18 protein-coding genes are annotated in these 24,001 nt (G+C 39.2%); 11 read left to right on the top strand and 7 right to left on the bottom strand.

From position 1 onward, the window contains the following. Positions 1-62 precede the first annotated feature (62 nt). Complete coding sequence (gene dnaB, locus V6R21_RS16060) at positions 63-1,694, bottom strand: replicative DNA helicase (protein ID WP_334244649.1); 1,632 nt, start codon at positions 1,692-1,694, stop codon at positions 63-65. Between the two features lie 640 nt (positions 1,695-2,334). Between dnaB and V6R21_RS16065 the strand changes: the two genes are divergently transcribed. The 4 genes from V6R21_RS16065 (at position 2,335) to V6R21_RS16080 (ending at position 6,271) form a co-directional block, all read left to right on the top strand. Beyond that, positions 2,335-3,696 carry a UDP-N-acetylmuramate--L-alanine ligase gene (locus tag V6R21_RS16065; RefSeq protein WP_334244650.1) on the top strand — a complete coding sequence of 454 codons (1,362 nt, stop codon included), beginning with the start codon at positions 2,335-2,337 and terminating at the stop codon, positions 3,694-3,696. Positions 3,697-3,770: 74 nt separating this feature from the next. Continuing rightward, positions 3,771-4,790 (top strand): UDP-N-acetylmuramate dehydrogenase, encoded by a 1,020-nt coding sequence (gene murB, locus V6R21_RS16070; protein ID WP_334244651.1) that lies wholly within the window; start codon positions 3,771-3,773, stop codon positions 4,788-4,790. A 105-nt stretch (positions 4,791-4,895) separates the two neighbouring features. Then, entirely contained in the window at positions 4,896-5,570 is a 675-nt protein-coding gene (locus V6R21_RS16075; protein WP_334244652.1) for a hypothetical protein, read from the top strand. Positions 5,571-5,755: 185 nt separating this feature from the next. Beyond that, a complete protein-coding gene (locus V6R21_RS16080) occupies positions 5,756-6,271 on the top strand; it encodes an HNH endonuclease (RefSeq protein ID WP_334244653.1) in 516 nt (171 codons plus the stop codon). 101 nt (positions 6,272-6,372) lie between these two features. On the opposite strand, the gene V6R21_RS16085 is transcribed toward V6R21_RS16080, so the two are convergent. Next, entirely contained in the window at positions 6,373-7,434 is a 1,062-nt protein-coding gene (locus V6R21_RS16085) for an SO2930 family diheme c-type cytochrome (protein WP_334244654.1), read from the bottom strand. Positions 7,435-7,513: 79 nt separating this feature from the next. After that, positions 7,514-8,713, bottom strand: a complete 1,200-nt coding sequence (locus tag V6R21_RS16090) for a parallel beta-helix domain-containing protein (protein WP_334244655.1) — start codon at positions 8,711-8,713, stop codon at positions 7,514-7,516. Positions 8,714-9,133: 420 nt separating this feature from the next. Here V6R21_RS16090 and V6R21_RS16095 point away from each other — a divergent pair, with 420 nt between their 5' ends. From V6R21_RS16095 to aceA, 4 genes are all read left to right on the top strand, one after another. Then, the gene (locus tag V6R21_RS16095) at positions 9,134-9,544 is read left to right on the top strand and encodes a hypothetical protein (RefSeq protein ID WP_334244656.1); all 411 of its coding nucleotides are present in this window, start codon (positions 9,134-9,136) and stop codon (positions 9,542-9,544) included. A gap of 643 nt (positions 9,545-10,187) precedes the next feature. Then, positions 10,188-11,081, top strand: a complete 894-nt coding sequence (locus V6R21_RS16100) for an NUMOD4 domain-containing protein (protein ID WP_334244657.1) — start codon at positions 10,188-10,190, stop codon at positions 11,079-11,081. 338 nt (positions 11,082-11,419) lie between these two features. Further along, positions 11,420-13,027 carry a malate synthase A gene (aceB, locus tag V6R21_RS16105; RefSeq protein ID WP_334244658.1) on the top strand — a complete coding sequence of 536 codons (1,608 nt, stop codon included), beginning with the start codon at positions 11,420-11,422 and terminating at the stop codon, positions 13,025-13,027. Between the two features lie 101 nt (positions 13,028-13,128). Then, the gene (gene aceA / locus V6R21_RS16110) at positions 13,129-14,403 is read left to right on the top strand and encodes an isocitrate lyase (protein WP_334244659.1); all 1,275 of its coding nucleotides are present in this window, start codon (positions 13,129-13,131) and stop codon (positions 14,401-14,403) included. 95 nt (positions 14,404-14,498) lie between these two features. Here the strand turns inward: aceA and V6R21_RS16115 are convergent, their stop codons facing one another. Continuing rightward, positions 14,499-16,355 (bottom strand): BamA/TamA family outer membrane protein, encoded by a 1,857-nt coding sequence (locus V6R21_RS16115; RefSeq protein WP_334244660.1) that lies wholly within the window; start codon positions 16,353-16,355, stop codon positions 14,499-14,501. Between the two features lie 323 nt (positions 16,356-16,678). On the opposite strand from V6R21_RS16115, the gene V6R21_RS16120 reads away from it, so the two are divergent. The 3 genes from V6R21_RS16120 to V6R21_RS16130 all read left to right on the top strand — a co-directional run bounded on the left by V6R21_RS16120 (position 16,679) and on the right by V6R21_RS16130 (position 20,465). After that, a complete protein-coding gene (locus V6R21_RS16120) occupies positions 16,679-18,814 on the top strand; it encodes a M3 family metallopeptidase (protein WP_334244661.1) in 2,136 nt (711 codons plus the stop codon). A gap of 150 nt (positions 18,815-18,964) precedes the next feature. Next, positions 18,965-19,714: a sporulation protein gene (locus V6R21_RS16125; RefSeq protein ID WP_334244662.1), complete on the top strand. Its 750-nt coding sequence runs from the start codon at positions 18,965-18,967 to the stop codon at positions 19,712-19,714. A 169-nt stretch (positions 19,715-19,883) separates the two neighbouring features. Further along, complete coding sequence (locus tag V6R21_RS16130; RefSeq protein ID WP_334244663.1) at positions 19,884-20,465, top strand: DUF3109 family protein; 582 nt, start codon at positions 19,884-19,886, stop codon at positions 20,463-20,465. Positions 20,466-20,527: 62 nt separating this feature from the next. On the opposite strand, the gene V6R21_RS16135 is transcribed toward V6R21_RS16130, so the two are convergent. From V6R21_RS16135 to V6R21_RS16145, 3 genes are all read right to left on the bottom strand, one after another. Continuing rightward, complete coding sequence (locus V6R21_RS16135; RefSeq protein WP_334244664.1) at positions 20,528-21,775, bottom strand: peroxiredoxin family protein; 1,248 nt, start codon at positions 21,773-21,775, stop codon at positions 20,528-20,530. A gap of 90 nt (positions 21,776-21,865) precedes the next feature. Beyond that, on the bottom strand, positions 21,866-22,864 hold the full coding sequence (locus V6R21_RS16140) for an ABC transporter ATP-binding protein (protein WP_334244665.1): 999 nt from the start codon (positions 22,862-22,864) through the stop codon (positions 21,866-21,868). A gap of 140 nt (positions 22,865-23,004) precedes the next feature. Beyond that, positions 23,005-23,853 carry a transketolase gene (locus V6R21_RS16145; RefSeq protein ID WP_334244933.1) on the bottom strand — a complete coding sequence of 283 codons (849 nt, stop codon included), beginning with the start codon at positions 23,851-23,853 and terminating at the stop codon, positions 23,005-23,007. Positions 23,854-24,001 lie beyond the last annotated feature (148 nt).

Here is a 24,001-nt window from a genome sequence, read left to right on the forward strand (position 1 = left end):
GTTTAGATGTCGAAATAATCATTAAAATATTGATTATCCTCTAAACACTAAAGTTCAATGGATTAAAAAGGAGGATTATCTGGTGGAGTATTATTGTTTCTCTCATTCAGTTTACTGCCCAATGTAATGGTACCGCTGTCTTCTTCATCGTTACCATACCCAACATCGAAACCATCCATATCAGCTCCAGGCACATTTGCCATACTTGCAGAGCCCATTGAAAGTAAACCACTAGGGTCACCACCAAACTGATCAGTATCCATAAACCCTCCATTGTCCCAGTCCTGGAACTTGGTATACTTACCAATAAATTTAAGTTTGATGTTTTCAAGTGAACCAGCACGGTTCTTAGCAATAATTACTTCACCTAACCCTTGAGTTGAGTTTCCTTCCTCATCCTCAGTAATATCATAATACTCAGGACGGTAAAGGAACATTACCATATCGGCATCCTGCTCAATGGAACCTGATTCACGAAGGTCGGATAGCTGTGGACGCTTATCTCCACCACGGGTTTCAACCGCACGTGACAACTGTGAAAGTGCAATAACGGGTACATCCAACTCCTTCGCAATCTGTTTCAATGATCGGGAAATAAAGGCAATTTCCTGTTCACGGTTACCCTTAGTCTTGGAGTCACCACCACTCATCAGCTGAAGGTAGTCAATCACAATCATTTGGATGTCGTGTTGTGCTTTCAGTCTTCGACATTTGGCTCGAAGTTCCAAGACAGTTAGAGCAGGAGTATCATCAATAAAAATTGGTGCTTCTGTCAGTGTACCAGTCTTGTCTACAAACTTTTTCCATTCCATGTCAGAAAGGTTACCCTTTCTCAACTTTTCACTTTCCAGTTCTGCCTCAGCCGAAATCAAACGTTTTACCAGCTGTGCAGAGGACATCTCCAAAGAGAACATGGCAACAGGTTTCTTGAAATCAATAGCCGCATTTCTCAGGGTGGAAAGTACGAATGCCGTCTTACCCATCGCAGGACGTGCTGCTATAATTACCAAATCTGAACGTTGCCAACCCGAAGTCACCCTATCCAAATGTGAAAAACCTGACGGAACACCAGTTAGCCCATCCTTATGGTCTTTCATTGATTCTAGCTCACGAACTACCTCATTCATGATTTCTGGCATTCCTGAGAAGTTCTTTCGGATATTCATTTCCGAAACCTCAAACAGGGATGCTTCCATCTTATCTAGCAGGTCAAAAACGTCAATCGTATCTTCATACGCTTCTCGCTGAATGTTATTAGCAATCGAGATCAGCTGACGTTTAATGGCATATTCAACCAGGATACGTGCGTGGAAAATAATATTTCCTGCTGAGTTCACTTTCTGAGTCAACATGGCGATATATGCGGGACCACCTGCCTTTTCCAGATCCCCCATTTTTCGCAACTCATTGGTCACTGTCATTAAGTCAATAGCCTCTGACTTACCGAACAATGTCACGATAGCCCTATAAATGGACTGGTGTGCTTCTTTATCAAAAGTATCGGGTTTCAGAATCTCGATTACATCAGTCAAGGCCTCTTTTTCAAGCATAAGCGCACCCAATACGGCTTGTTCCAAGTCGTAATCATAAGGTCGCTTCTTACCTCCTAACAATTCCGAACTTGGGGGAGTCTGAAGGTTTCTGATACCTGATCTGATAATCTGATTTCTGCTTTCCGATGAGTTCTCGTTCATACCCTGCGTTATATTTCTTTATGCGATTGCTACTAACAATTAACCTGTTGTGGCTTTAGGCTCAATCACAACATCAAATCACCTAAAATGATTCTTATTACTTCCTCCAGTAAATAAGGAAGCGGGGTGCAAAAGTAACTAATTTTATGCACTACTACCTGATGATTCGTGAATAACTGTTCTCTTAATAAATTCCTAATTAATTTAAACCCGCAAATGCAACATTAAAATAGCTGGTAAGCATCTACAAAGGTATTTAGCAGTTTATTTTCAGTTTAGATGTTAATTTAACAGCTATTAAGAGCAAAAGCTCATATTTTGAACCAAAACAGCAAAAGGGCAACAAATAAAGTGATTATTAATCTTTGTTCAATGCAATTTTGAAAATTATAATTTAAAAAAAACACTTATTTTTGCCAACATTATTATCAGCCTGCTGCTTGAATAACACTAGAATGAAAAGTTAGGTTTTACTTTTGCCACTTCTATTTTGGTGAATTTTACTTAAGCAGACTTGAACAAACAACTACCAAAAACCTGATGTGATTTTTACAATTTTTGTTTCAAGAGGCTTACTTATAATTAAGAACCCTTACAGGTTCTGCCAGAATCAATAATTTTGACAGATACTACAAGAACAATGAAGGTACATTTTATCGCAATTGGAGGAAGTATAATGCATAACCTTGCCATTGCATTGAAAGCAAAAGGCTATACGGTTTCAGGTTCAGATGATGAGATTTACGAGCCTTCATTCAGCGCATTGAAATCAGAGGGACTACTTCCTGAGCAGATGGGTTGGTTTCCTGATCGTGTAACAGAGGACTTGGACGCTGTCATCCTTGGCATGCATGCAAGAGAGGATAACCCTGAGTTGCAGAAAGCCAAATCACTTGGACTTAAAGTATATTCTTACCCTGAATACGTTTACGAACAGTCAAAAAATAAGCAACGTGTCGTAGTCGCAGGTAGTCATGGCAAAACAACCGTTACTGCTATGATTATTCACGTGCTAAAAGCGGCCGGTAAAAATCCTGATTACTTGGTTGGCGCAAGACTTAAAGGTGTTGAGCGTCCTGTAAAGCTGACAGAAGAAGCACCAGTGATCGTTATTGAAGGAGATGAATACTTTACCTCTCCTACTGACAGACGTCCTAAATTCTTGAACTACCACCACCATTTTGGTGTAATTACAGGAATCGCATGGGATCATGTGAATGTTTATCCTGAATATGATACTTATGAGGATCAGTTCCGCCAGTTTGCTGAACTGACACCAAAAGCAGGCCTGATCGCCTATAGTGAGGATGACAAGACATTAAAGAAGCTGATCAAGCAAGCTCAGATCAATGAGGAAGACGTGAAGCTATTCCCTTACGGTGCGGTAAAAACCAAAGTAAAGGATGGTATCACATACTTGAAACAGACGGGTGAAGCCTTAAAGGTATTTGGTGAGCATAATATGCAGAACATCAATGCTGCCATGATTATCTGTTCTCAGTTGGGTGTTTCTGAAGAAACTTTTAACCAAGCCATTACTTCTTTTGAAGGTGCATCACTCAGACTTCAGCTTTTAGCGGAAAAAAATGGAACTAAAGTTTTCAGAGACTTTGCACACGCTCCTTCAAAAGTACAAGCCACTGTTCAAGCATTTGCTAAGCAATTCAAAGGCAGCAAGTCTGTTGCTTGTCTTGAGCTCCATACATTCAGCAGCTTGAATAAAGACTTTATCGGGCAATATAAGAACACCATGAAGGACGCTGATGAAGCAATTGTTTACTTCAGCCCTAAAACAATTGAGCACAAGAAACTTTCTCCTATTTCAGTTAGTGAAGTAGAGAATGCATTTGCTCATAAAAACATTAAGGTGTTCACTGATTCTGAAATGTTGAAACAATACCTGACACAGAAGGATTGGAACAACCATAACCTTCTGATTATGACTTCAGGCAGCTTTGATGGGTTAAACCTGATCGACCTTGCTGAAGAAGTGACAAAATAAACTATGACAGCTAAGCCGTTGGTGCAGTTCCAACGGCTTACTTTTCTATTCTATCAACCAAACGACTCATTATAATGCCACAACTCAGCCAGAATATCTCTTTAAAGCCATTCAATACATTCGGAGTTGAAATTTCAGCAAACCAATTTGTCACTGTAAAATCAGCTGAAGATGTTATCGAGCTTCTTTCTAACGAGGAAGTAAGAAACTTACCAAAACTGATTCTTGGAGGTGGAAGTAATATACTTTTCACTCAAGATGTTTCGGGGTTGGTTATCAAAAATGAAATTTCCGGGATTGATGTCATTCAAGAAGATGAGACTGCTGTTTGGCTGAAAGTTGGTGGTGGAGTAGTTTGGCATGAACTAGTCCTTTATACGGTGTCTAATAATTGGCAGGGCATCGAGAACCTGTCCCTTATTCCCGGAACAGTGGGCGCTGCTCCTATTCAAAATATTGGCGCTTATGGCGTTGAACTGAAAGATGTTTTTGAATCTCTGGAAGCAATAGACCTAGCTGATGGTTCACTGCATTCATTCACTCATTCTGATTGTGAGTTTGGATATAGAGACAGTGTCTTTAAAAGGCAGTTTAAGGGAAAGTTTATCATTTCATCAGTTGTGCTTAAGCTTAGCAAACAACCAGTTTTCAACACCTCTTATGGAGCCATTGAGCAGACGCTGAATGAAATGAATATTACTGAACTAACGGTTAAAGCTATCAGTGATGCTGTTATTTCAATTCGTGAGAGTAAACTTCCTAATCCTGCTCAGGTAGGTAACTGTGGCAGCTTCTTCAAGAACCCTGAAATTCCGCAGGCACAATATGAAGAACTTAAAAACAGTTATCCTGCAATCCCTGGTTACCCTACAAAAACGGAAATGATCAAGGTCCCTGCCGGCTGGCTTATTGAACAGTGCGGATGGAAAGGTAAACAGATTGGGAATGTTGGCACATATCCTAAACAAGCATTGGTTTTGATTAATTGTGGCGGTGCTTCAGGAAAAGAGGCTGAAGACCTTGCCATGCAAATTAAAGCTTCTGTTGACGAAAAATTTGGTATAGAGATCATTCCTGAAGTGAACATCATCTAATGATAGGAATTGATTCTATTTTAAGTTTTAGATGTTGTATTAAAAAGTGATTTCCATACAGAATTAACCGCTGTCTGATCAACTACTAATTGCTGATATTTTTTAATGAATAAGCTTTGTCTCATCATATATACCTTAATCACATTTCCCTTTTCTGCAATTTGGGCACAGGAAGCTCATGAAGAAATCAGGAGAAATGATGAGCTAAGTAATTTCAATTGGCAAACCGGAAAAGGACGGTTGTACACTGGGTTGGATTATGGTCTTGGTTTTTCAGTACAAAATAAGCCCTCTAGGCAAATTTTTGTCAACAGCCGAGTTACGTTTAATGCAACCCTCAGTCCTTCTGTCGGGTATTTTGTCTATGACAGATGGCTAGTTGGGATTCACTTTGACAATGCAGGCTCTCTCCTTACGCAAGACTACAATAATGAATACCTTCTCTATTATTACACAGCAGGAGTCTTTACAAGGTATTACCTTAAATGGGGACTCTTTGGTGAATTAAGATATGGATATGGTGATGGAATTGAGCGATTATTATTGTCAGGTGAAAAGTTCAAGTTTGACCTGAATGCAAACAACTATACAGTTGGTGTCGGCATCAGTAACTATTGGACTAGAAGAGTCTCATTTGATGTTATAGCTCGGTACAATTATGCTACACTGGAATATTCCTACCTAAAGAGGGCTAACTCTGATGACGACAAGTTCAGCAATGATGGTATTACCATTTCAGCAGGTATTAGTGTCATTCTTGGTAAACTGCCTAAGGATTAACAATGACTGATAAATCGGAACGTCCCTCCAACAAATGAATTCATAAAGATTTTTGGTATATTTAGTTCAATTTCAAGGCATTCATTTCAAACACTCTATTTGGAATGAATGTTCTTTTCTTCAGAAGCAATCATAAAATGCTTAATCAGCAGTAACCCAAACTGTACTGCATTAACAATTGAACTATGAGTCTTGCAACCAAGAAGGTACTTGTACTAAATGCCGATTTTCAGGCATTCGGGGTATGCAATGTGTACCGAGCTTTTCTGCTCGTATTTATGAACAAGGCAGAAATCATTATCCCCGCAGAAAACATCACATTATGCACGGTAAATAGAGCGTATTCCGTCCCCTCAGTCATCAAACTTAATCGTTACATAAACATCCCTTACAAGGGGGTTATGATGAGTAGGCAGAATATTTTTAAGCGTGATAACTTTTCATGTTTGTACTGTGGCTCCAAAAATAACCTAACCCTAGACCATGTAATTCCAAGGTCTAGAGGAGGTCAATCCACATGGAAAAACCTTGTTACAGCCTGTAAATCCTGTAATTCTAAAAAAGGTGATCGCACACCTGATGAAGCTCTTATGGATTTGGCATACCAACCATTCAAGCCGTCCTTTGTCCTTTTTCTCAAAAACTTTTCAGGGTTAAACGAAGAAAGTTGGCGACCATATCTAGAAGTAGGTGTACATTAGCCTTACCACTCCGATCATACCCGCCAACTCTCAACTCTTTAATGGATAACATCCTCAACAATAACAATCCTATGATTACTAGCATATAATCACCCTTGATCTCAATTTTCAAGGGAGGCTATCCAATGCTCTATCAAATCTATTCCTTCTTTGTGAACCAGCGTCCTTCCGATTTCAGGCATCATTTCTCCAGGATCAAGAGAAGTCATTCTATATAATAAAATAGAAGCATTTGGTTTCCCTGGTACAATATCAAAAGGCCTACTACCAGAACCTTTCCCGGCTGCCACAGGTGACTTATTAATTCCCAATGAAGTTGGATCTTTCTCATGTATATAAAGAAACAAGCCCGATGTATTGGCAGGCCCATCTGGTCTATGGCAATGACCACAATTGATATCTAACCATGCCCTTGCCCTATCATCCAAATTCCCAGTTGTTGGGTCATTCCAAACAGCTAATTGAGGTATCAATTCTCTGCTTGCTGGCAAACCAGTCAAAAGCCTCAACTCACTCCACTTTTCAAGCTGATTCATTTTTCCTTCTTTATATTCAAACTCTCCATTGAGCTGTCTTGCAGATGGACCTATTGGCATCAGCTTATCCCCCCTTAAATGACATCCCTTACATTGGTTGGCATTAGGAACCTGATAATTAAGTTTCATCTTCTTACCACTTTCACTTCTCCAAGTAACTTCTTTGGTAGCCCCTGCCACATCTAAGTATGCTTCAGTTTGGTCATCATTCCAAACATAGGGCAATGCTTTCCAACCTTCTTCTGCATGAATCAAAAGTCTTGTTTCGATTATTCTCCTCCCTTTTTCGGGCTTCCTAGCATCATGAAAATAATAGAAGTTCTTAATCAGGACTGTACCAATGGGATAATCAAAGACTTCTTTCTCATTGTAAGCAACCGAACTCCCTTCGGGCAGTTTGATAAACCTCAACTTTTTAGCATAATCTGAGAACAAAGGTGTGTTCAGTGAATAGGGAATAACATTCTTTGCCGGCTTCAATGCAGAAAGATCCCCTTCAAAAAAATGATATTCCGAAAGTTGATCAAATACTGAATACTCGTACTTAGGGCTTTTGGTTGGTATTGTGGAAAAACCCACGATTATAAAAAATACGACAGTACATACTGCCAATAATCCCTTCCTCATAGTAGTAGTGTGTAGTTTATTAATTTACTTTGGCAAGTACATACAGCCGTATGCACAATCCTGCATACGGCCATAATAGTTATTTGGAAGCCATCGTAATATTGGCTGGTTTCAGACTCTCTATCTCACAATTAAACTGGGACAAATCGTCTGAAATATTTTTGAAATTGTTAGCAGCATCAATATTAGCAAATGTTGCTTGCTTATTATTGACAATACATATTTTAGTTACAGCGTCTTCCTTATCATCTTCAATACCATCATAAATGATATGTGGTACATCCTTACCGAATTTCAGCTTGAACCTGAACATCATCCCTAACCTACCTCTTGAGGTTCCTCTCACATATTCTCTTTCATAATAGTTGTTATGAATGCTAATATGATGTGGGTATGGCTCATAATCTTTATCCTTGATTGGGTTTTCAGTCATGTAATAACTGATGATGCCCGTATTCATTGAGTTATTATTGACAAAGCGGTTTTCAAAAATCTCAACATGGCTTGTCGCCAATATCAATAGTCCTGTTCCATCCGGAACCTTTGCCACAATATTACCTTTTGGAGCAAAGTTTTTCAGGTTGTTATCATGAACATGATTATTGAAAACCCTAACGTTTCCGCCCTTTTTCTGAATTAAATCTGGTAGATCAAAAACCAACAGGCCTCCAGTATTATCATAGGCTTCATTTTCATATACATCCGCCATCAGTGAGTTTTCAATCTCGATCCCTGCAACATTATGATATGCTTTATTTCTCCTAACGATAATGTTCTTAGACTGTCCCACATACACACCAGCATCAGATGCTCCAATGGCCTCACAATCCTCAATCAAAACATTCTGACACATTACAGGGTAAAGTCCATAAGCTCCATTCTTTTTACTTGGCTTTCCTGTCCAAATAGCCCTTACATCACGAAAGGTAATCCCATCTGTTTCCTGTACCTTGATGCAATCACCTTTGGCATCTTCAACCGTAAAGCCTTCCAATACGATTTTTTCACTGTTTGTTACTTTCACCCCTTCTGCTCCCTGTACTTGTCCCTTGAACGAGAGAAACGTTTTGTCTTTCCCCTTTCCCTTTATCGTAATGTTTTTCTTGCCATCAAGCCAAAGGCTGCCTGTAAAATCGAATCTCCCTTTACCTAACTCTATAGTCTGACCGTCTTTCGCTTCAATAAATTTTCTTTGTAAGTCTCTCTGTACCTTTTCCTGAGCGAAAAGGAACCCTGAAAGCAGCAACAATAAGGTTGTTAATAGAAATTGTTGTCTCATTGGTATTCTGTTTTTGGGTTACGATATAAAGTCTTTGTAGTAGTCCTTGTTAGACTGCTATTAAAATAAGACAATTATTAGATTCAGAATATAATTTGGGCTTATTCTTTATAAAGAATGTTAATAACAAAAGAACATTACATATAAATTGATTAAACTGAAGTAACGGAAATAATTAGCATATTCTTTCAAAGCAGATCCTCAAACAACCTCAACAAATACATTAACAACCCCAAAAATAATTGTCCAAAAAATCACTAAACTAAGTACCATTTACCCGTAGCATTACTAGTCAACACTTATCATTTAAACATTGAATATTACACCAAATTGTGAGGTATGTTGAGCACCAATGCCTTCTTACCCTATTAGCTAACTTAAATATTATCTAGATAATAAACTTCAAATTGTACTACATCTATGATTGCATCTTATAACAGCAAGTACTTAGAAGTTCATTTTGATCCAAATTCCGGAACGCTTTATAGCAAAATTGTGAGTGATACATCTAAAATTAGCAGGCAAGCCTTAAAAAATGAACTTCAACAGCTGGTTACCGCATCTGAAAAATTCACCCCTTCCAAATGGGTGCATAATGCTGATGCCGATGAGCTTAATTGGTCAATTGTCAGCCAAGTATGGTTTGCTGGGCATATCATTCCCCCAATGTATGCATCCGGTATTAAAAAAATTGCGTTTTGCATTGACACACACCCCAACAAATTGATCAAGTTACAGGAGGTCATGGGAGAAATACATCATAAAATGGGAGACAGCCCTGAATGCAAAGTATTTAATTCAGTAAAAGCTGCCATGTTTTGGGTTGAATAGATATCTTAAAATACTCATTCACCTAGCATATAACATTCATTTCCTTTAGTTATATGAGGTAAACCCTGATACAAAAAATCAGGCATGTGACTTCCTTCTCACGCCCAAAAATTGAACCCTTCCATTAGTAACTATTAAAAAAGTACTACCTAACCTCACGCTATCAACACTAAATACAAAGGGCTGTATTTAAAATATGATAACAAAATACTTCCACGACTATGTGGTATTTATTCTTCTTTTTTAATAAATTACTATAAGTAACTGATAAAGAACCAAGTAAATAGATGTTTCACAGTTGATTTATAAGCTACTTTATTAGAGTATAACAGCTCCTTACAAATCTCATACATGTACAACTGGTGAGGCAACTCACCCTCAACAGTATCTCTACTCGTTAGGTCGGTAAACTAAGAAACTGCTTTTGATTGCTACTCAAACCGTATTGTCAATATCTTGTCGTGAAGTTACGGAATCCTTTTCCCTCCAAAGCTAATCTTCTAGCATGTATCTCTTCCTGTACAAGCACATTGAAAATACTTTAAGAGTTATCTTAGTACAATGCTTCTGCTTTGCCGAAGTGTTGTAACCGATTGCTTTTAACCAGTGTTCAATATCCACTAACCAGTTAAAAAGCACGACTATGCGCTCGCTTTACAATAACGGCAACCAGTCTATAAAAGAAGTTGCTATGACAGAAGAAGAAGTATGGAAAGAAATTGACTTCACAGACAAAAAGTACGAAATCAGTAATTTCGGAAGAGTCAGGTCATATGCCCGTTCCTCGAAAGGGGAAATCATCAAGGGTCGTGACATTGGAGGTGGTTACCTCTCAATCGATTGTAAGATCAATGGCACTAAGAAATCATTTTATGTACACCGTCTTGTAGCTCAACACTTTCTTGAAAAACCATCCAAGAATGCTAACATTGTCATTCACAAGGATGGTGACAAGTCCAACAATCACCTTTCAAACCTAGAATGGTGCAGTTTAAGGGACAGATTTGAAACCAAACGTAAATATCTACCCAATTACTCCGAAGCGTTTGTTCAAGGCTGCAAGAAAAGTCAGAAGACAACCGTAAAACCTCAAGATGGTCATGACTATTTTGAGTTTGGCAGTAAATATCATCGGGTTTCCGATAATGGCTCCTGCTTATTTATTAGAGTCAATATGGGTGGCAAATGGAAAAGTCTGGCCTTAGCAGAAATCGTTCTTGAACGAATAGGTATTCCAAAGCCAAGTCCACAACATAAATTGGCTTACAAGGACTGGAACTACAAAAATCTTAACCCAGCTAACCTGTTTTGGGAAACACAAGCAGAAAAATCAAGACGTCTGCTTGAAGCAAGACCTCTGCAATTAGCCCGAATCAGGAAAATGGGACTCTCCCACCGCAAAAACATTCCTAGCAAGAAGAAAGAACTTATTAAGAAATACCTTGATGAAGGTAAGAGTATAGCAAAAATCAGTCGATTGCTGGATATTGGCTATACAAGACTCTATAACTACATCAACAAATCTGAATTAGCTTGATCAATCAATACCACTATCACAGATAGCTGTTATAAAATACAGCCCTGAAAACTTATTAAGAAACTAATTCCAAACCCTAACAAACTCACAGATTTGTTAGGGTTTTCTTTTTACTATATTTTTTTAGCGAAATTTCGCAAATATTTTATTATTAGATTAATCATATATATAAATCACTATTAAATCATAATAACACATCAATATTGATATATTACAATATATAAAACAACCTAACCAAACTGAAAAAGTATTTTAGCGAAATTTCGCTTTTATATTATTTTTCGCTTACATATATTTGAATTATCGAAAAGACAACACAAACCCAATACTATACGCAAATGGAAAAAATAAACCTGACGACTGATGTAGCCAACATCGAAATACTAGGAACTATCACTCCTGAGTATGAAACAATCTTAACGAATGAAGCATTGGCTTTTGTAGGAAAACTGCACAACAGATTTAACAGCCAAAGGAAAGCACTGCTAGCCAAAAGGGCAGAGAGACAAAAACAATTGGATAAGGGTGAGATGCCCAACTTTCTGGCTGAAACGGCAAGTATACGTAACAGCGAATGGACTGTAGCTGACATACCTGCGGATTTACAAGACAGAAGAGTTGAAATCACAGGTCCGGTTGACCGCAAGATGATTATCAATGCATTGAACAGTGGAGCCAACGTATTTATGGCAGACTTTGAAGATGCCAACTCTCCAACCTGGGACAACAACCTTCAAGGACAACTTAACTTGAGAGATGCCAACAATGGTTCTATCAGTTACACAAACCCTAAAAACGGCAAGTTCTACACGCTGAACGACAAGGTTGCAACTTTACTTGTAAGACCACGTGGATGGCACCTAACTGAAAAGAATATCCTAATCAATGGCGAGCCTGCTTCTGCTTCAATTGTAGACTTCGGGTTATACTTTTTCCATAATGCCCAAAACTTGATTGCAAAAGGCAGTGGTCCTTATTTTTACTTGCCTAAACTTGAAAGTCACCTTGAGGCTAAAATGTGGAACGACATTTTTGTAATGGCTCAAAATGAGCTTGGAATTGATCAAGGTACAATCAAGGCTACAGTTTTGATTGAAACAATCCTTGCAGCCTTTGAGATGGATGAAATCTTGTATCAGCTGAAAGAACACTCTGCAGGCCTCAACTGTGGAAGATGGGATTACATCTTCTCATATATTAAGAAATTTAGAAACCACCCGACTTTTATTTTACCTGACAGAGCTCAAGTAACCATGAATGTACATTTCATGAAATCATATTATGAGCTTCTGATTAAGATTTGCCATAAGAGAGGTATCCATGCAATGGGTGGAATGGCGGCACAAATTCCCATTAAGAATGATGAGGAAGCCAACAACACTGCCATTGCAAAAGTAGCCGCAGACAAAGAACGTGAGGCAAAAGCTGGACATGATGGTACTTGGGTAGCACATCCTGGACTTGTACCCACTGCAAAGACAGTCTTTGATAAGTACATAACCACTCCCAATCAAATTGACAAAAAACGTACGGATGTCAGTATCACAGCGGCAGATCTTGTCAAGGTTCCAGATGGTACAATCACAATGGAAGGCCTGATTCTGAACATGGATGTTGCAATCCAGTATATCGCATCTTGGCTAAATGGCAATGGTGCTGTTCCGATCTATAACCTAATGGAAGATGCGGCAACTGCTGAAATATCTCGTGCACAGCTTTGGCAGTGGATTCGCCATGGAGCCAAACTGGATGATGGCACACCAATCACCTCAGAGCTTTATGACAAGTTGAAGCCAGAAGTAAGAGAGAGAATCAAAAACTTGGTTGGTGAAGAAAACTTCAACAATGGTAAGTATGCTGAAGCTGAAGAGATCTTGGATCAGTTAGTAAAAGCAGAACAGTTTGAAGAGTTTCTAACATTGCCTGCATACCAAAAACTGAAATAATCAATTCAAAAATAGAATGGCTGAGGAGCCCCCACTCCACAGCCATCAGTCCCAGATTATAATTGCTAAATTTTCACTGAGAACCCCAAAATTACCAAAAAATGACTAAACAGGAAAGAATCGATGCCATTGTAAAAGATTGGGCAGAAAACCCAAGATGGAAAAGTGTAGAACGTACTTACACTGCAGAAGAAGTTGTTAGACTTCAGGGCAATATGGTCATTGAGCATACACTTGCTAAAAATGGAGCCGAAAAGCTTTGGAATGGATTAAACAGCGAAAGATTTGTGGCAGGTCTAGGTGCACTAACTGGTAATCAAGCTATCCAGGAAGTTCAAGCAGGACTGAAAGCTATTTACCTAAGTGGCTGGCAAGTGGCAGCAGATGCCAACCTTGCAGGACATATGTACCCAGACCAATCACTATACCCTGCTGATTCGGTTCCTGCTGTAGTCAGAAGAATCAATAATGCACTCAGACGTGCTGACCAAATACAATCAGTAAGTGGAGAGGGTGACCTTGACTACTTTGTTCCTATCGTAGCAGATGCTGAAGCTGGATTTGGCGGTAACCTGAATGCATTTGAACTAATGAAAATGATGATTGAAGCAGGTGCTGCAGGTGTACACTTTGAAGACCAGCTTTCGTCAGCTAAAAAATGTGGTCACTTAGGAGGAAAAGTACTTGTGCCAACACAAGAAGCTGTCAATAAACTAATAGCAGCAAGATTAGCATCTGATGTTTGCGGAACCTCAACTATTCTTGTAGCCCGAACTGATGCAGATGCAGCTAACCTTATCACAAGTGACATTGACGAACGTGATAGAAAATTCATTTACGGTAACAGAACACACGAGGGTTTTTACCAAGTAAAAAATGGCTTGGACCAAGCAATTGATAGAGGTTTGTCTTATGCTCCCTATGCTGACCTAATCTGGTGTGAAACATCTCACCCTGACTTGGGCGAAGCAAGAGAGTTTGCACAGGCTATCAAAGAAAAATATCCTGACAAGATGTTGGCTTACAACTGTTCTCCTTCTTTCAACTGGGCTGCAAAACTTTCTGTAAGTGAAATGGAAAGCTTCAGAGAAAACTTGGCAGATATGGGGTACAAATTCCAGTTTATCACGCTAGCTGGTTTCCATGCACTGAATACAGGCATGTTTGAATTGGCTAAGGCGTATAAGGAAAGAGGTATGGCAGGGTACTCTCAGCTTCAGCAACGTGAGTTCAGCCTTGTTGATGATGGTTTCAAAGCCGTTAAACATCAAGCTTTTGTAGGCACAGGGTATTTCGATGCTGTTCAGAACATTGTCACAAATGGACAAGCTTCTACAACTGCCATGAAAGGATCTACTGAGGAAGCTCAATTCTGATAAAAAATCGCCTTTAATATCTTATATGTGTTTATTTGGTTATGGAACTTAGTTCCATTATGGTCAGCTGTATACAATGTATATCAGCTGACTTTTTATTCATATGGTACAATGTTAGGACGTGCATCCCTAATCTGGTCAAATAGAACTGGGTCTGAACCAGAAACATCAATATGAAAATGACTGTTTCCATCATCAACAATGGGAATCCAGCCTAGTGTCAGCGAAAAAGTATTGAAAACAAGGCTTTCATTTCTAAGTCTCACCCCCATTCCAAAAGCTGCTCTCAAGTTATCGAGCGTGAAAAAGACTTTATCCTGATCAACAAACCCAAAATCTGCATAGGTAAAAAAGGCAAACTTAAAGCCTATCCAGTTCCAAGGCATAAATATGACTCCTTCCCACGAGGTCGCCAGTCGATTTGGGCCTCCTTCAAAGCCATTGGAATTAAAGCCCCTCAACAAATCATCCAACCTTATTAGGTCATCCCTGCCTGACCTATTAAAACCAAGGAGATAATTCAACTTAAAAATATGCCTTAACTGAGTTCTTTTAATGTCTTTCAGGTTAGTAAAAATGGTACTATTGAATCTAATAGCCCCGTCCCTCCAAGAAGGTTTAAAAAAACCACCTGCATCAAAAGAAAAAGAGAAATAACCCAACCTTGGAGAATATTTAGCACCTAACAATGAAAAACCGACATATGGACGATCTTCAAATTCACTCTTTTCATAACCAAGCGTAAAACCATAACGAACCCCTGCCGATATATCTTCCGTACGACCAAAACCTAAAAGTTTACTGGTTTTGAAAAAGACTATATTATTGAAAAACACATTTCCTAGATAAAGCTTTCGGTCATGGTAGTAATTATTGGAATCAGAAGCCACAAACGGTCTATCCATAAAATTATCATACCGATAGCGTATCCCAAGATTGATACTGGTTCTTCTAGATACCTCCCCAAAATTGAATGATCGCCCTACCCAAACATCATATACTTTTTCAGAAAAAACCTGCTCTTTAAGTGTATCTGCATCCAACTCAGTTCTGAAAGTCTTGATGTCTTCATAGATAATTTCCCCTGCATATTTTGTTTGGGGTGTTAAGTATTCTTTTTTCAAACTTAATGTTAAGCGATCTTCATTAGCCGAGTTGATATAATTTACAAGCCCATCTGTAAAAGTTCCAGCAATGTTATTTGCAAAAAGTCTAACTTGATGACCAAAAGGAGGATCTTCCCCTTCATCATAACTGAATTCATAACTCAAGTCACGGCCTGTTCCAACAACATTTCGATCGTAAACCCTAACACTGTAATCCTGCCAACCACTTGCTGAAGCTGAAAAACCAATTGAAAACTTATCTTTTGTTGCTACAACCAAGTCAACACTATCTTTACTTCCAGTTTTAATTACCCAAATTTTGGCATCTTCAATATAATTCAGGTTCCGAATTACCCTTTCATTATCTGAAACCCTGTATGCATCCAGCTTCTCACCAGACTTGATAAACAGGTTATTCTTCAGAATATGATCTAAAGTATTTACATGAATATTATTGGCTAACTTAGCAATACCACTAGATGCGACAATGGTCGTATCAAATACACTCCCTTCTAGAATTGGTACTTTATAGAAAGAGATACTCCGAATTACCTTCCCTTCATATGCGCTAAAAAAAGATTCACTTTTTACAAATTTCCCTGCTTCTTCCTCTGCTTCTTTCTTTTTATCTCCATCTCTCCTCACAAGCAAATCATAAAGCTCTTTTGTTACTTTAGACTTCTCAGATTTCTTTTTCAGCGTATCATAAAACTCCTCTACAGCCTGATCTTTAACTACTTCGAAACGTAACGTATCCGGTAAAATGAATACCGTATCGGAACGAACCTCTATCAAGCTATCTTTCAATAATACCACACTACCTCCTTTTACATCTATGGTGTCCATTTTCACTTTATTAGCTGGATCCACTTGTGCAAAAACAAGGGTGGGTACATAGACTAAAAAAAAGATAAAATGTAGAAGAGTAGCTAAAAATTGATATTTGTGTCGTCCTTTGTACATCTAGGTAGGTTAGCTGAAGAGAGCAAACTAAATCAAAAGCTTGTATCAATATACAACATTGGTACTTGACTTCCATTCAGTTTAATACTACATCTTAAATAGATTGTACTGATTTATTAATTATTATTGACATTCCAATTTTCCGTGTGTGGAAGTATTTGAGGAAATTTGCGGCCATTGTACAATTTTCATAAATAACTTTCATCATGAGATTAAGGGACACAATGATGGTTGTGGTCGCAGCAGGTTCAATGCTGTCGGCTTGTAACAACCTTCAGGAAGTAAAAGAGGTCAAGAACCCATTCTTCACAGAGTATAATACTCCCTATCAGGTACCTGACTTTACTAACATTAAAAATGACGATTATCTACCAGCTTTTGAAAAAGGGATAGAAGAACAGCAAAAAGAAATTGCAGAGATCGTCAACAACTCTCAGGAGCCAACATTTCAAAACACCATTGAAGCTTTGGATAAAAGTGGACAACTTTTAACAAAGGTCAGCAATGTATTTTTCAACCTGCAAAGTGCCAATACCAATGACACCATTAAGGTCATTGCCAAGACAATTGCACCGTTACTTTCCAAACACCATGATGACATTAACCTGAATAAGGAATTGTTTGAGCGTGTTAAAAGTATTTATGACAACCGTAGCTCACTGAAACTTACAACTGAACAAAATTCTCTTCTGGACAAAACATACAAAGGTTTTGTAAGAGGTGGAGCTAACCTTCAAGAAAGTCAGAAAGATTCTCTTAGAAATATCAATAAGGAATTATCTCTACTGTCTTTGAAGTTCGGTGACAACCTTCTGAATGAAACCAACGCATTTCAATTAGTCATTGAAAATGAAGAAGACCTATCAGGTCTGCCTGAAGGCGTAAAATCTGCGACCGCTCAAGCTGCCAAAGAAGAAAACATGGAAGGCAAATGGTTATTTACTTTGCATAAGCCTAGTATGGTTCCATTCCTTCAGTATGCTGAAAACAGAGATTTGAGAGAGCAGATCTACAAGGCATACCTGAACAGGGCCAACAACAACAATGAAAGTGATAATAACCAAGTCGTAGCACAGATAGCAACACTGAGACTTCAAAAAGCCAAATTGCTTGGATATAACAATTTTGCTGCATACTCACTTGAACCTACAATGGCAAAAACACCTGAAAAGGTGAATGAATTGCTGAACAAGCTTTGGAAAGCTGCGCTGCCTAAAGCGAAACAGGAAGTGGAGGCACTACAGGCCATGATTAAGAAAGAAGGTAATGACTTCAAGTTGGAATCATGGGACTGGTGGTACTATACTGAAAAGTTGAAGAAAGAAAAGTATAGCATCGATGCGTCTGAAGTACGTCAGTATTTCTCGTTGGACAATGTAAGAAACGGACTGTTTGATGTTGTCAACAAGCTTTATGGTATCAAGCTTATCAAACGAGATGATATTCCTGTGTACCACCCAGAAGTGGAAGCATACGAAGTACAAGAGGTAAATGGGAAACATGTCGGAGTACTTTATATGGATTTCTTCCCTAGAGCAAGCAAACGTGGTGGCGCTTGGATGACCAGCTACAGAAAGCAATACAAGGAAAACGGCACTAATATAACTCCAGTAATCTCTATTGTATGTAACTTCACAAAACCTACAGGAGACACACCTGCATTGTTGAGCTTTGACGAAGTGGAAACTTTCTTCCATGAATTTGGTCATGCGCTACATGGGTTACTTTCAGACTGCCAATACGAGACTTTGTCAGGAACATCTGTTTCAAGAGACTTTGTTGAGTTACCATCTCAAATTCTTGAAAACTGGGCTGGTGAAGGAAGCGTTATGAGAAACTTTGCAAAACACTACAAAACAGGTGAACCTATTCCAGCCGAACTGATCAATAAAATGGAAAGTGCTGCACACTTCAACCAAGGCTTTGCTACAGTTGAATACCTTGCTGCTTCAATTCTGGATATGGACTGGCACACAGTTACAAATACCGATGACTTGGACGCTGCCAAATTTGAGAAAAAGGCAATGGACAAGATCGGGTTGATTCCTGAAATCGCACCTCGTTACAAATCAACCTACTTCCAGCACATCTTCAGAGGTGGTTATGCAGCTGGGTATTATAGCTATATCTGGTCTGAAATTCTGGATGCAGATGCGTTTGACGCATTCAAGGAAACTACGTTGTTTGATAAAGAAACAGCTAATTCGTTCAGAAAGAACATCCTTGAAAAAGGTGGTTCTGAAGACCCAATGGAACTATACAAAAAATTCAGAGGTCGCGAACCAAGCATTGAGCCATTGCTAAGAAGAAGAGGACTGAGGCCTATTGATAGAAATATGTAATCAATTACCTTTTCAATAAATTGGAAGGTCTTCCCTAAAAGGAAGACCTTTTCTTTTTTTAAGAAAAAATATAAGAGTATACTGAAACCAATTGTATCAAACCGCAGTATAAGATAGCTGTATTAACAAATATCCAATTAAAAATCTAATATGTCCTTTTTCAAGAAAATGATGGCAGGAATGGGTGTCGGCAATATGAAAATAGATACCCAGCTCGATGTAAATGAAATACAAGCAGGAGAAAGCCTGACAGGTGTCATTCATATTGTAGGCGGAGGTGCGGACCAAGAGCTTAATGGCATCAATATGCACCTGATGACAGAATTACACACTGAAGACGGCGAACACCATGTCATTACACTTGAAAACTATAGAATTGTGGACAATGCATTTGTAGGTGCAGGAGAACATCTTCAAGTAGATTTCTCTATTCCAATTCCAACAGACACTCCTGTATCATTTGGACTTTCGAATACTTGGCTAAGGACTGAAGCTGATGTCAGCTTTGCTATTGATCCAAAAGATGATGATGAAATAATTATCGCGCCTCACCCATTGCAAGCAATTGTCATGGAAGGAATCGAAAGTATTGGACTTAGTTTGAGCCAAGTCGAATTTGAAGAAGCGCCTTATAGAATGGGCAGTCGGGTTCCCGTTATTCAGGAGCTTGAATATAGACCTCAAAGATTCAGCCTATTAAGCAAAAAGCTGGATGAACTGGAAGTTGTATTTGTTCCTATGGAGCAAGCCATGCGCGTTTTCTTCCAGATCGACAAAAGAAAAGGTTGGTTCAAAGAAGCTTTCGATCAGGATGAGTCCAATATTTATATTGAGCTTCCATATGATCAGCAGATTGCGCCTGCACAGGTTACACAATTTCTGGAGCAACACATTTTATAAAGAATATTTCACCCGATTTGAAAGACCCAAACCACATAGGTTTGGGTTTTCTGCTATATAAATCACGGTATTTTCTTTTTTTTAGGACAGTTAACACGAAAAAAGCACAAACTCCACTAACTTTGTAATCTTATACATAATTCAAGAATTACTACAATACTAAATCAATATGATCATCATTGATAATGTCATCCTGAGTGACGATGTAGCGGAACAGTTTTTTGTCTGTAACATCGAGAAGTGTAAGGGAGCTTGCTGTGTAGAAGGAGATTTGGGAGCGCCTCTTGAAGAGGATGAACTGCCTATCATGGAAGAGATCTATGATCAGGTAAAGCCCTACATGAGCCAAGAAGGTATTCAGGAAGTCGAAAAACAAGGGTACTATATCAAGGATTTTGAAGGGGACTTTTCTACTCCTACCATTGATAATAAAGAATGTGCTTATGCTATCTATGATGAAAAAGGCAACTTGCAGTGTGCGATAGAAAAGGCATACAATGATGGGAAAATCGATTACAAGAAACCTATCTCTTGTCACCTTTATCCTATCAGAATCCAGAAATATGACCAGTACGATGCCGCAAACTATGACCGCTGGGACATTTGCAGTGACGCTTGTACTTTAGGCAATGAATTGCAGGTTCCGGTTTACAAGTTTGCCAAGGCTCCTTTGATCCGTAAATATGGAGAACAGTGGTATGAGAAGCTGGAGAAGGAAATTGAGATGAGAAAGAAAGAACTGAAAAGGTAATACCACCAATTCAGATAAAAGAAAAGGCACATTGAAGATTCATTTCAATGTGCCTTGATTTTTTATTGTGCTTCTGCAAGGTAGTGCTCCACCTTAGCTGTAAACTCTTCTACAAACTGATCATAATACTCTCCTGTGCCAGGACCATTAAATCCGGTATGTATATTGACCACCTTGCCATTTCTGTCAATCAAAATGGAAGTAGGAAATGATACAATCTTCTCCAGCATTGGCAATGATGCTTCTGCCTGTTTAGGCTGACCGGCATAAAGCAATTCATACCCAATATCAAACCTATCCTTCATGCGTTTCATCTTCTTGGCAGCTACTTCCAGCTTATCAGTATTTTCGTATGCCAGCCCAATTACTTCCAAGCCTTTGTCCTTATACTTCTGGTAAAATGGCGCCATAAATGCCGTCTCATCCATACAGTTAGGACACCATGAACCTAAAATCTGGACTACTACAACCTTCCCCTTGTAACGTTCATCACTAATCGAAACTTCCTTGCCTTCAATGTTCGGGAAAGTAAAATCAATCGTTTCAAACCCTTCTTTAAGGTGCGTCAGACTTGAAGCGTCAGGAAGCGCTACATTTTCATCTCTTTTGGCTGTCCATGTTCTATGACCAGTCTTTCCTGACCAAAAATCTCCCTGAGTTATTTGATCACCGTCGATGGTTGCCTCAAACAGGTACATGTGCGCCCCATCAAAAGTGGAAAGCTTCAGCTCTTTCCCTGTTACGATACCTTCCAGAAAACGATAGTCGCCATACTGAGTCATAAAGGTACCAGTAAGTTGGTTTCCCTTCTGTTCGAAAACACCAACTGCAAATGTGGAATTTCCATCAGGCTTTTGGAAGTCTACTGCCCATTTGCCTGATACATCAGCTACAGGTACTTCCAAATTATCTGTAAAACGATCGTTCCCTAACTCGGCATGAAATGGTAAACTGTAAATGCCAGGCTTACGGTAATTTCCTGTCAGCTTACCCTCTTCCACTTTTGCCACTATCTCAGCGTCAAAAATATGCATTGGAATCGTTACCGAATCACCGTTGAAATTAAGTTCATTCAATAATAACCGTTCTTCTCCATTCAGGATAAAGATTTTCTGATCATGACCATTTCCTATCACTTCAAAATTGAAAGGCATCTTATGGGAGCCATCATTCAAAGCAATTTCGGCCCTCCACTTTCCTGTAGTCAGAGATGTTTCTTCTGTATTTGCCACAGACTGCTTTGCCTCTTGCTGACATGAGGCAATCAGCATTACACTCAAAACCAAAGTCAGTACATTAAGAAATTTCATATATACTTATTCAGATTTCAATAATTCATTTGACTTTAATTATAAGAAAAAAGCCCGCATGATAGTTATGCAGGCTTTCTGTTTTTAAGATTATTTATCAAGTAGATAGTAATCATCTATATGGATGTAGACATCATCTTGCTCATCAAACTCAAATGCGTTGGCTTTTGCATGCAGTTTGGTGCCTTTCACGGTCTCCAGAATCAGAAAGTCATCTGCACCGGCATATTCTACATCTATCACTTTTGCCTTAGTTTTCTGTTCGTCATGAGCCACTGAAATTCTTACAGACTCCGGTCTAATACAAACCGCCGATGCTTTTTTGTCTGACAAGTCAAGAACATTCAGGGCATCATTCCAACTTAGGATATTGGCATAAGGGAAAAAGCCTGCTATATATGAATTGGCAGGTTCACTATAGATTTGCTTTGGCGTTCCTACCTGAAGAATTTCTCCATCTTTCATCACCGCAACACGATCAGCAATCGCTAAGGCATCAGAAGTATCATGTGATACAAAAACCACAGTCGTACCACTCTCCTTCACCATCCTTTTGACTTCTCTCCTCAACATTGTCTTTACAGGAATGTCAAGGTTACTGAACGGTTCATCCATCAGCAATACAGCTGGTTCGTCTGATAATGCACAGGCAAAAGCAACCCGCTGCTGCTCACCTCCAGACAAATGCTCGGGAGTCTTATTTTCCAAACCTTCCAACCTGCAAAGGCGCATCAGCTCACTGATACGGTACTGCTGATACTCTTTTGTATATTTCCTGATAGGATGCTTGATGTTTTCCCAAACAGACATATTTGGAAAAAGGTCGTAACTCTGTGCTACCAGCTTAATATCAGGGTGCCCAGCAATCAGCTGCTCCCAAGGACCTATGATTCTTTCTCCTCGCAATTGCACTTCACCTTCAGAAGGCTGCTCCAAGCCCGCCATACACCTAAGCGTTGTAGACTTTCCGCAACCACTCTCTCCTATCAAAGCAAAGATTTCTCCCTGCTCAACTTCAAATGAGACATCTGTGATTGCAGCTTTACCCTTCTCATCATATGCCTTCCCGAGGTGTTGTACCTTAATCATAATCCTATATTATTTGCTGCCTGAGCTTACTGATAATTAACAAGAAATGCCCCAACCAGATATTTCCGGCTGAGGCACCTTTATTTTCATATCCCCTGCCTTTAGCAAGAGAGCTGGTAATCAATCTTGAATAGGTGATATTAGAAGTCACCCAAAGTCTCCTCAAGCTGAGCCAAAGCAATCTCAGTTTGTTCAGCGTTTGGAGCTACACCATGCCACTTGTGCGTACCCACCATAAAGTCGATTGGGTAACCCATCTCAGTGCGCATCAGAACCATTTTTGGTTTGCCGTTACCTTTAGCCGCTTTAGCAGCAGTAACTGTCGCATCCAGTTCTTCCATATCGTTACCGTTACACTCGAATACTTCCCAGCCAAATGCTTTGTATTTAGCTGCCAAGTCGCCCAAGCTCAGTACGTCGTCTGTAGAACCGTCAATTTGCTTCAGGTTGTAATCAACGAAACCGATCAGGTTGTCAAGTTTGTTGTGAGCAGCATACATTGCAGCTTCCCAAATTTGACCTTCCTGCTGTTCGCCATCACCCATCAGCGCATATACATTCTTATCTTCTTTGTTCAGTCTTTTAGTTTCCGCTGCACCAATAGCAACAGAAAGACCTTGACCTAGCGAACCTGACGCCATACGGATACCTTCAAGGTGCTCATATGGAGTTGGGTGTCCTTGCAGACGTGAATCAATCTTACGGTGTGTATTCAATTCTTCCACAGGGAAGTATCCTGCACGAGCAAGCGTACTGTAGAACACGGCAGAAATGTGTCCATTTGACAGGAAGAAAAGGTCCTCGTTCAAGCCATCCATAGAGAATTCCTTATTGTGCTCCATGTGCTTGAAGTAAAGCAGAACGAAAAGGTCTGTACATCCCAAAGCACCGCCTGGGTGACCGTTTCCTACATTGTGGACCATTCTGATCACATCTCTTCTAACTTGTGACGCAATACGCTTCAGTTCGCTAATTTCAGCCATCTTAATCTTACCTTTTGAATATGTTTGTGTTGTTAGCAAGGATTAAAGAACAAAGGATTTTCCTTTACCCTCTAAATGATTCCCATGCCCTAAGCATGTCTATCGTTTGAATGCCCGCAAATTTAACCAAAAAGTTTAATAATGAATTCACATG

The organism is Limibacter armeniacum (genome assembly GCF_036880985.1).
Taxonomy (GTDB): domain Bacteria; phylum Bacteroidota; class Bacteroidia; order Cytophagales; family Flammeovirgaceae; genus Limibacter; species Limibacter armeniacum.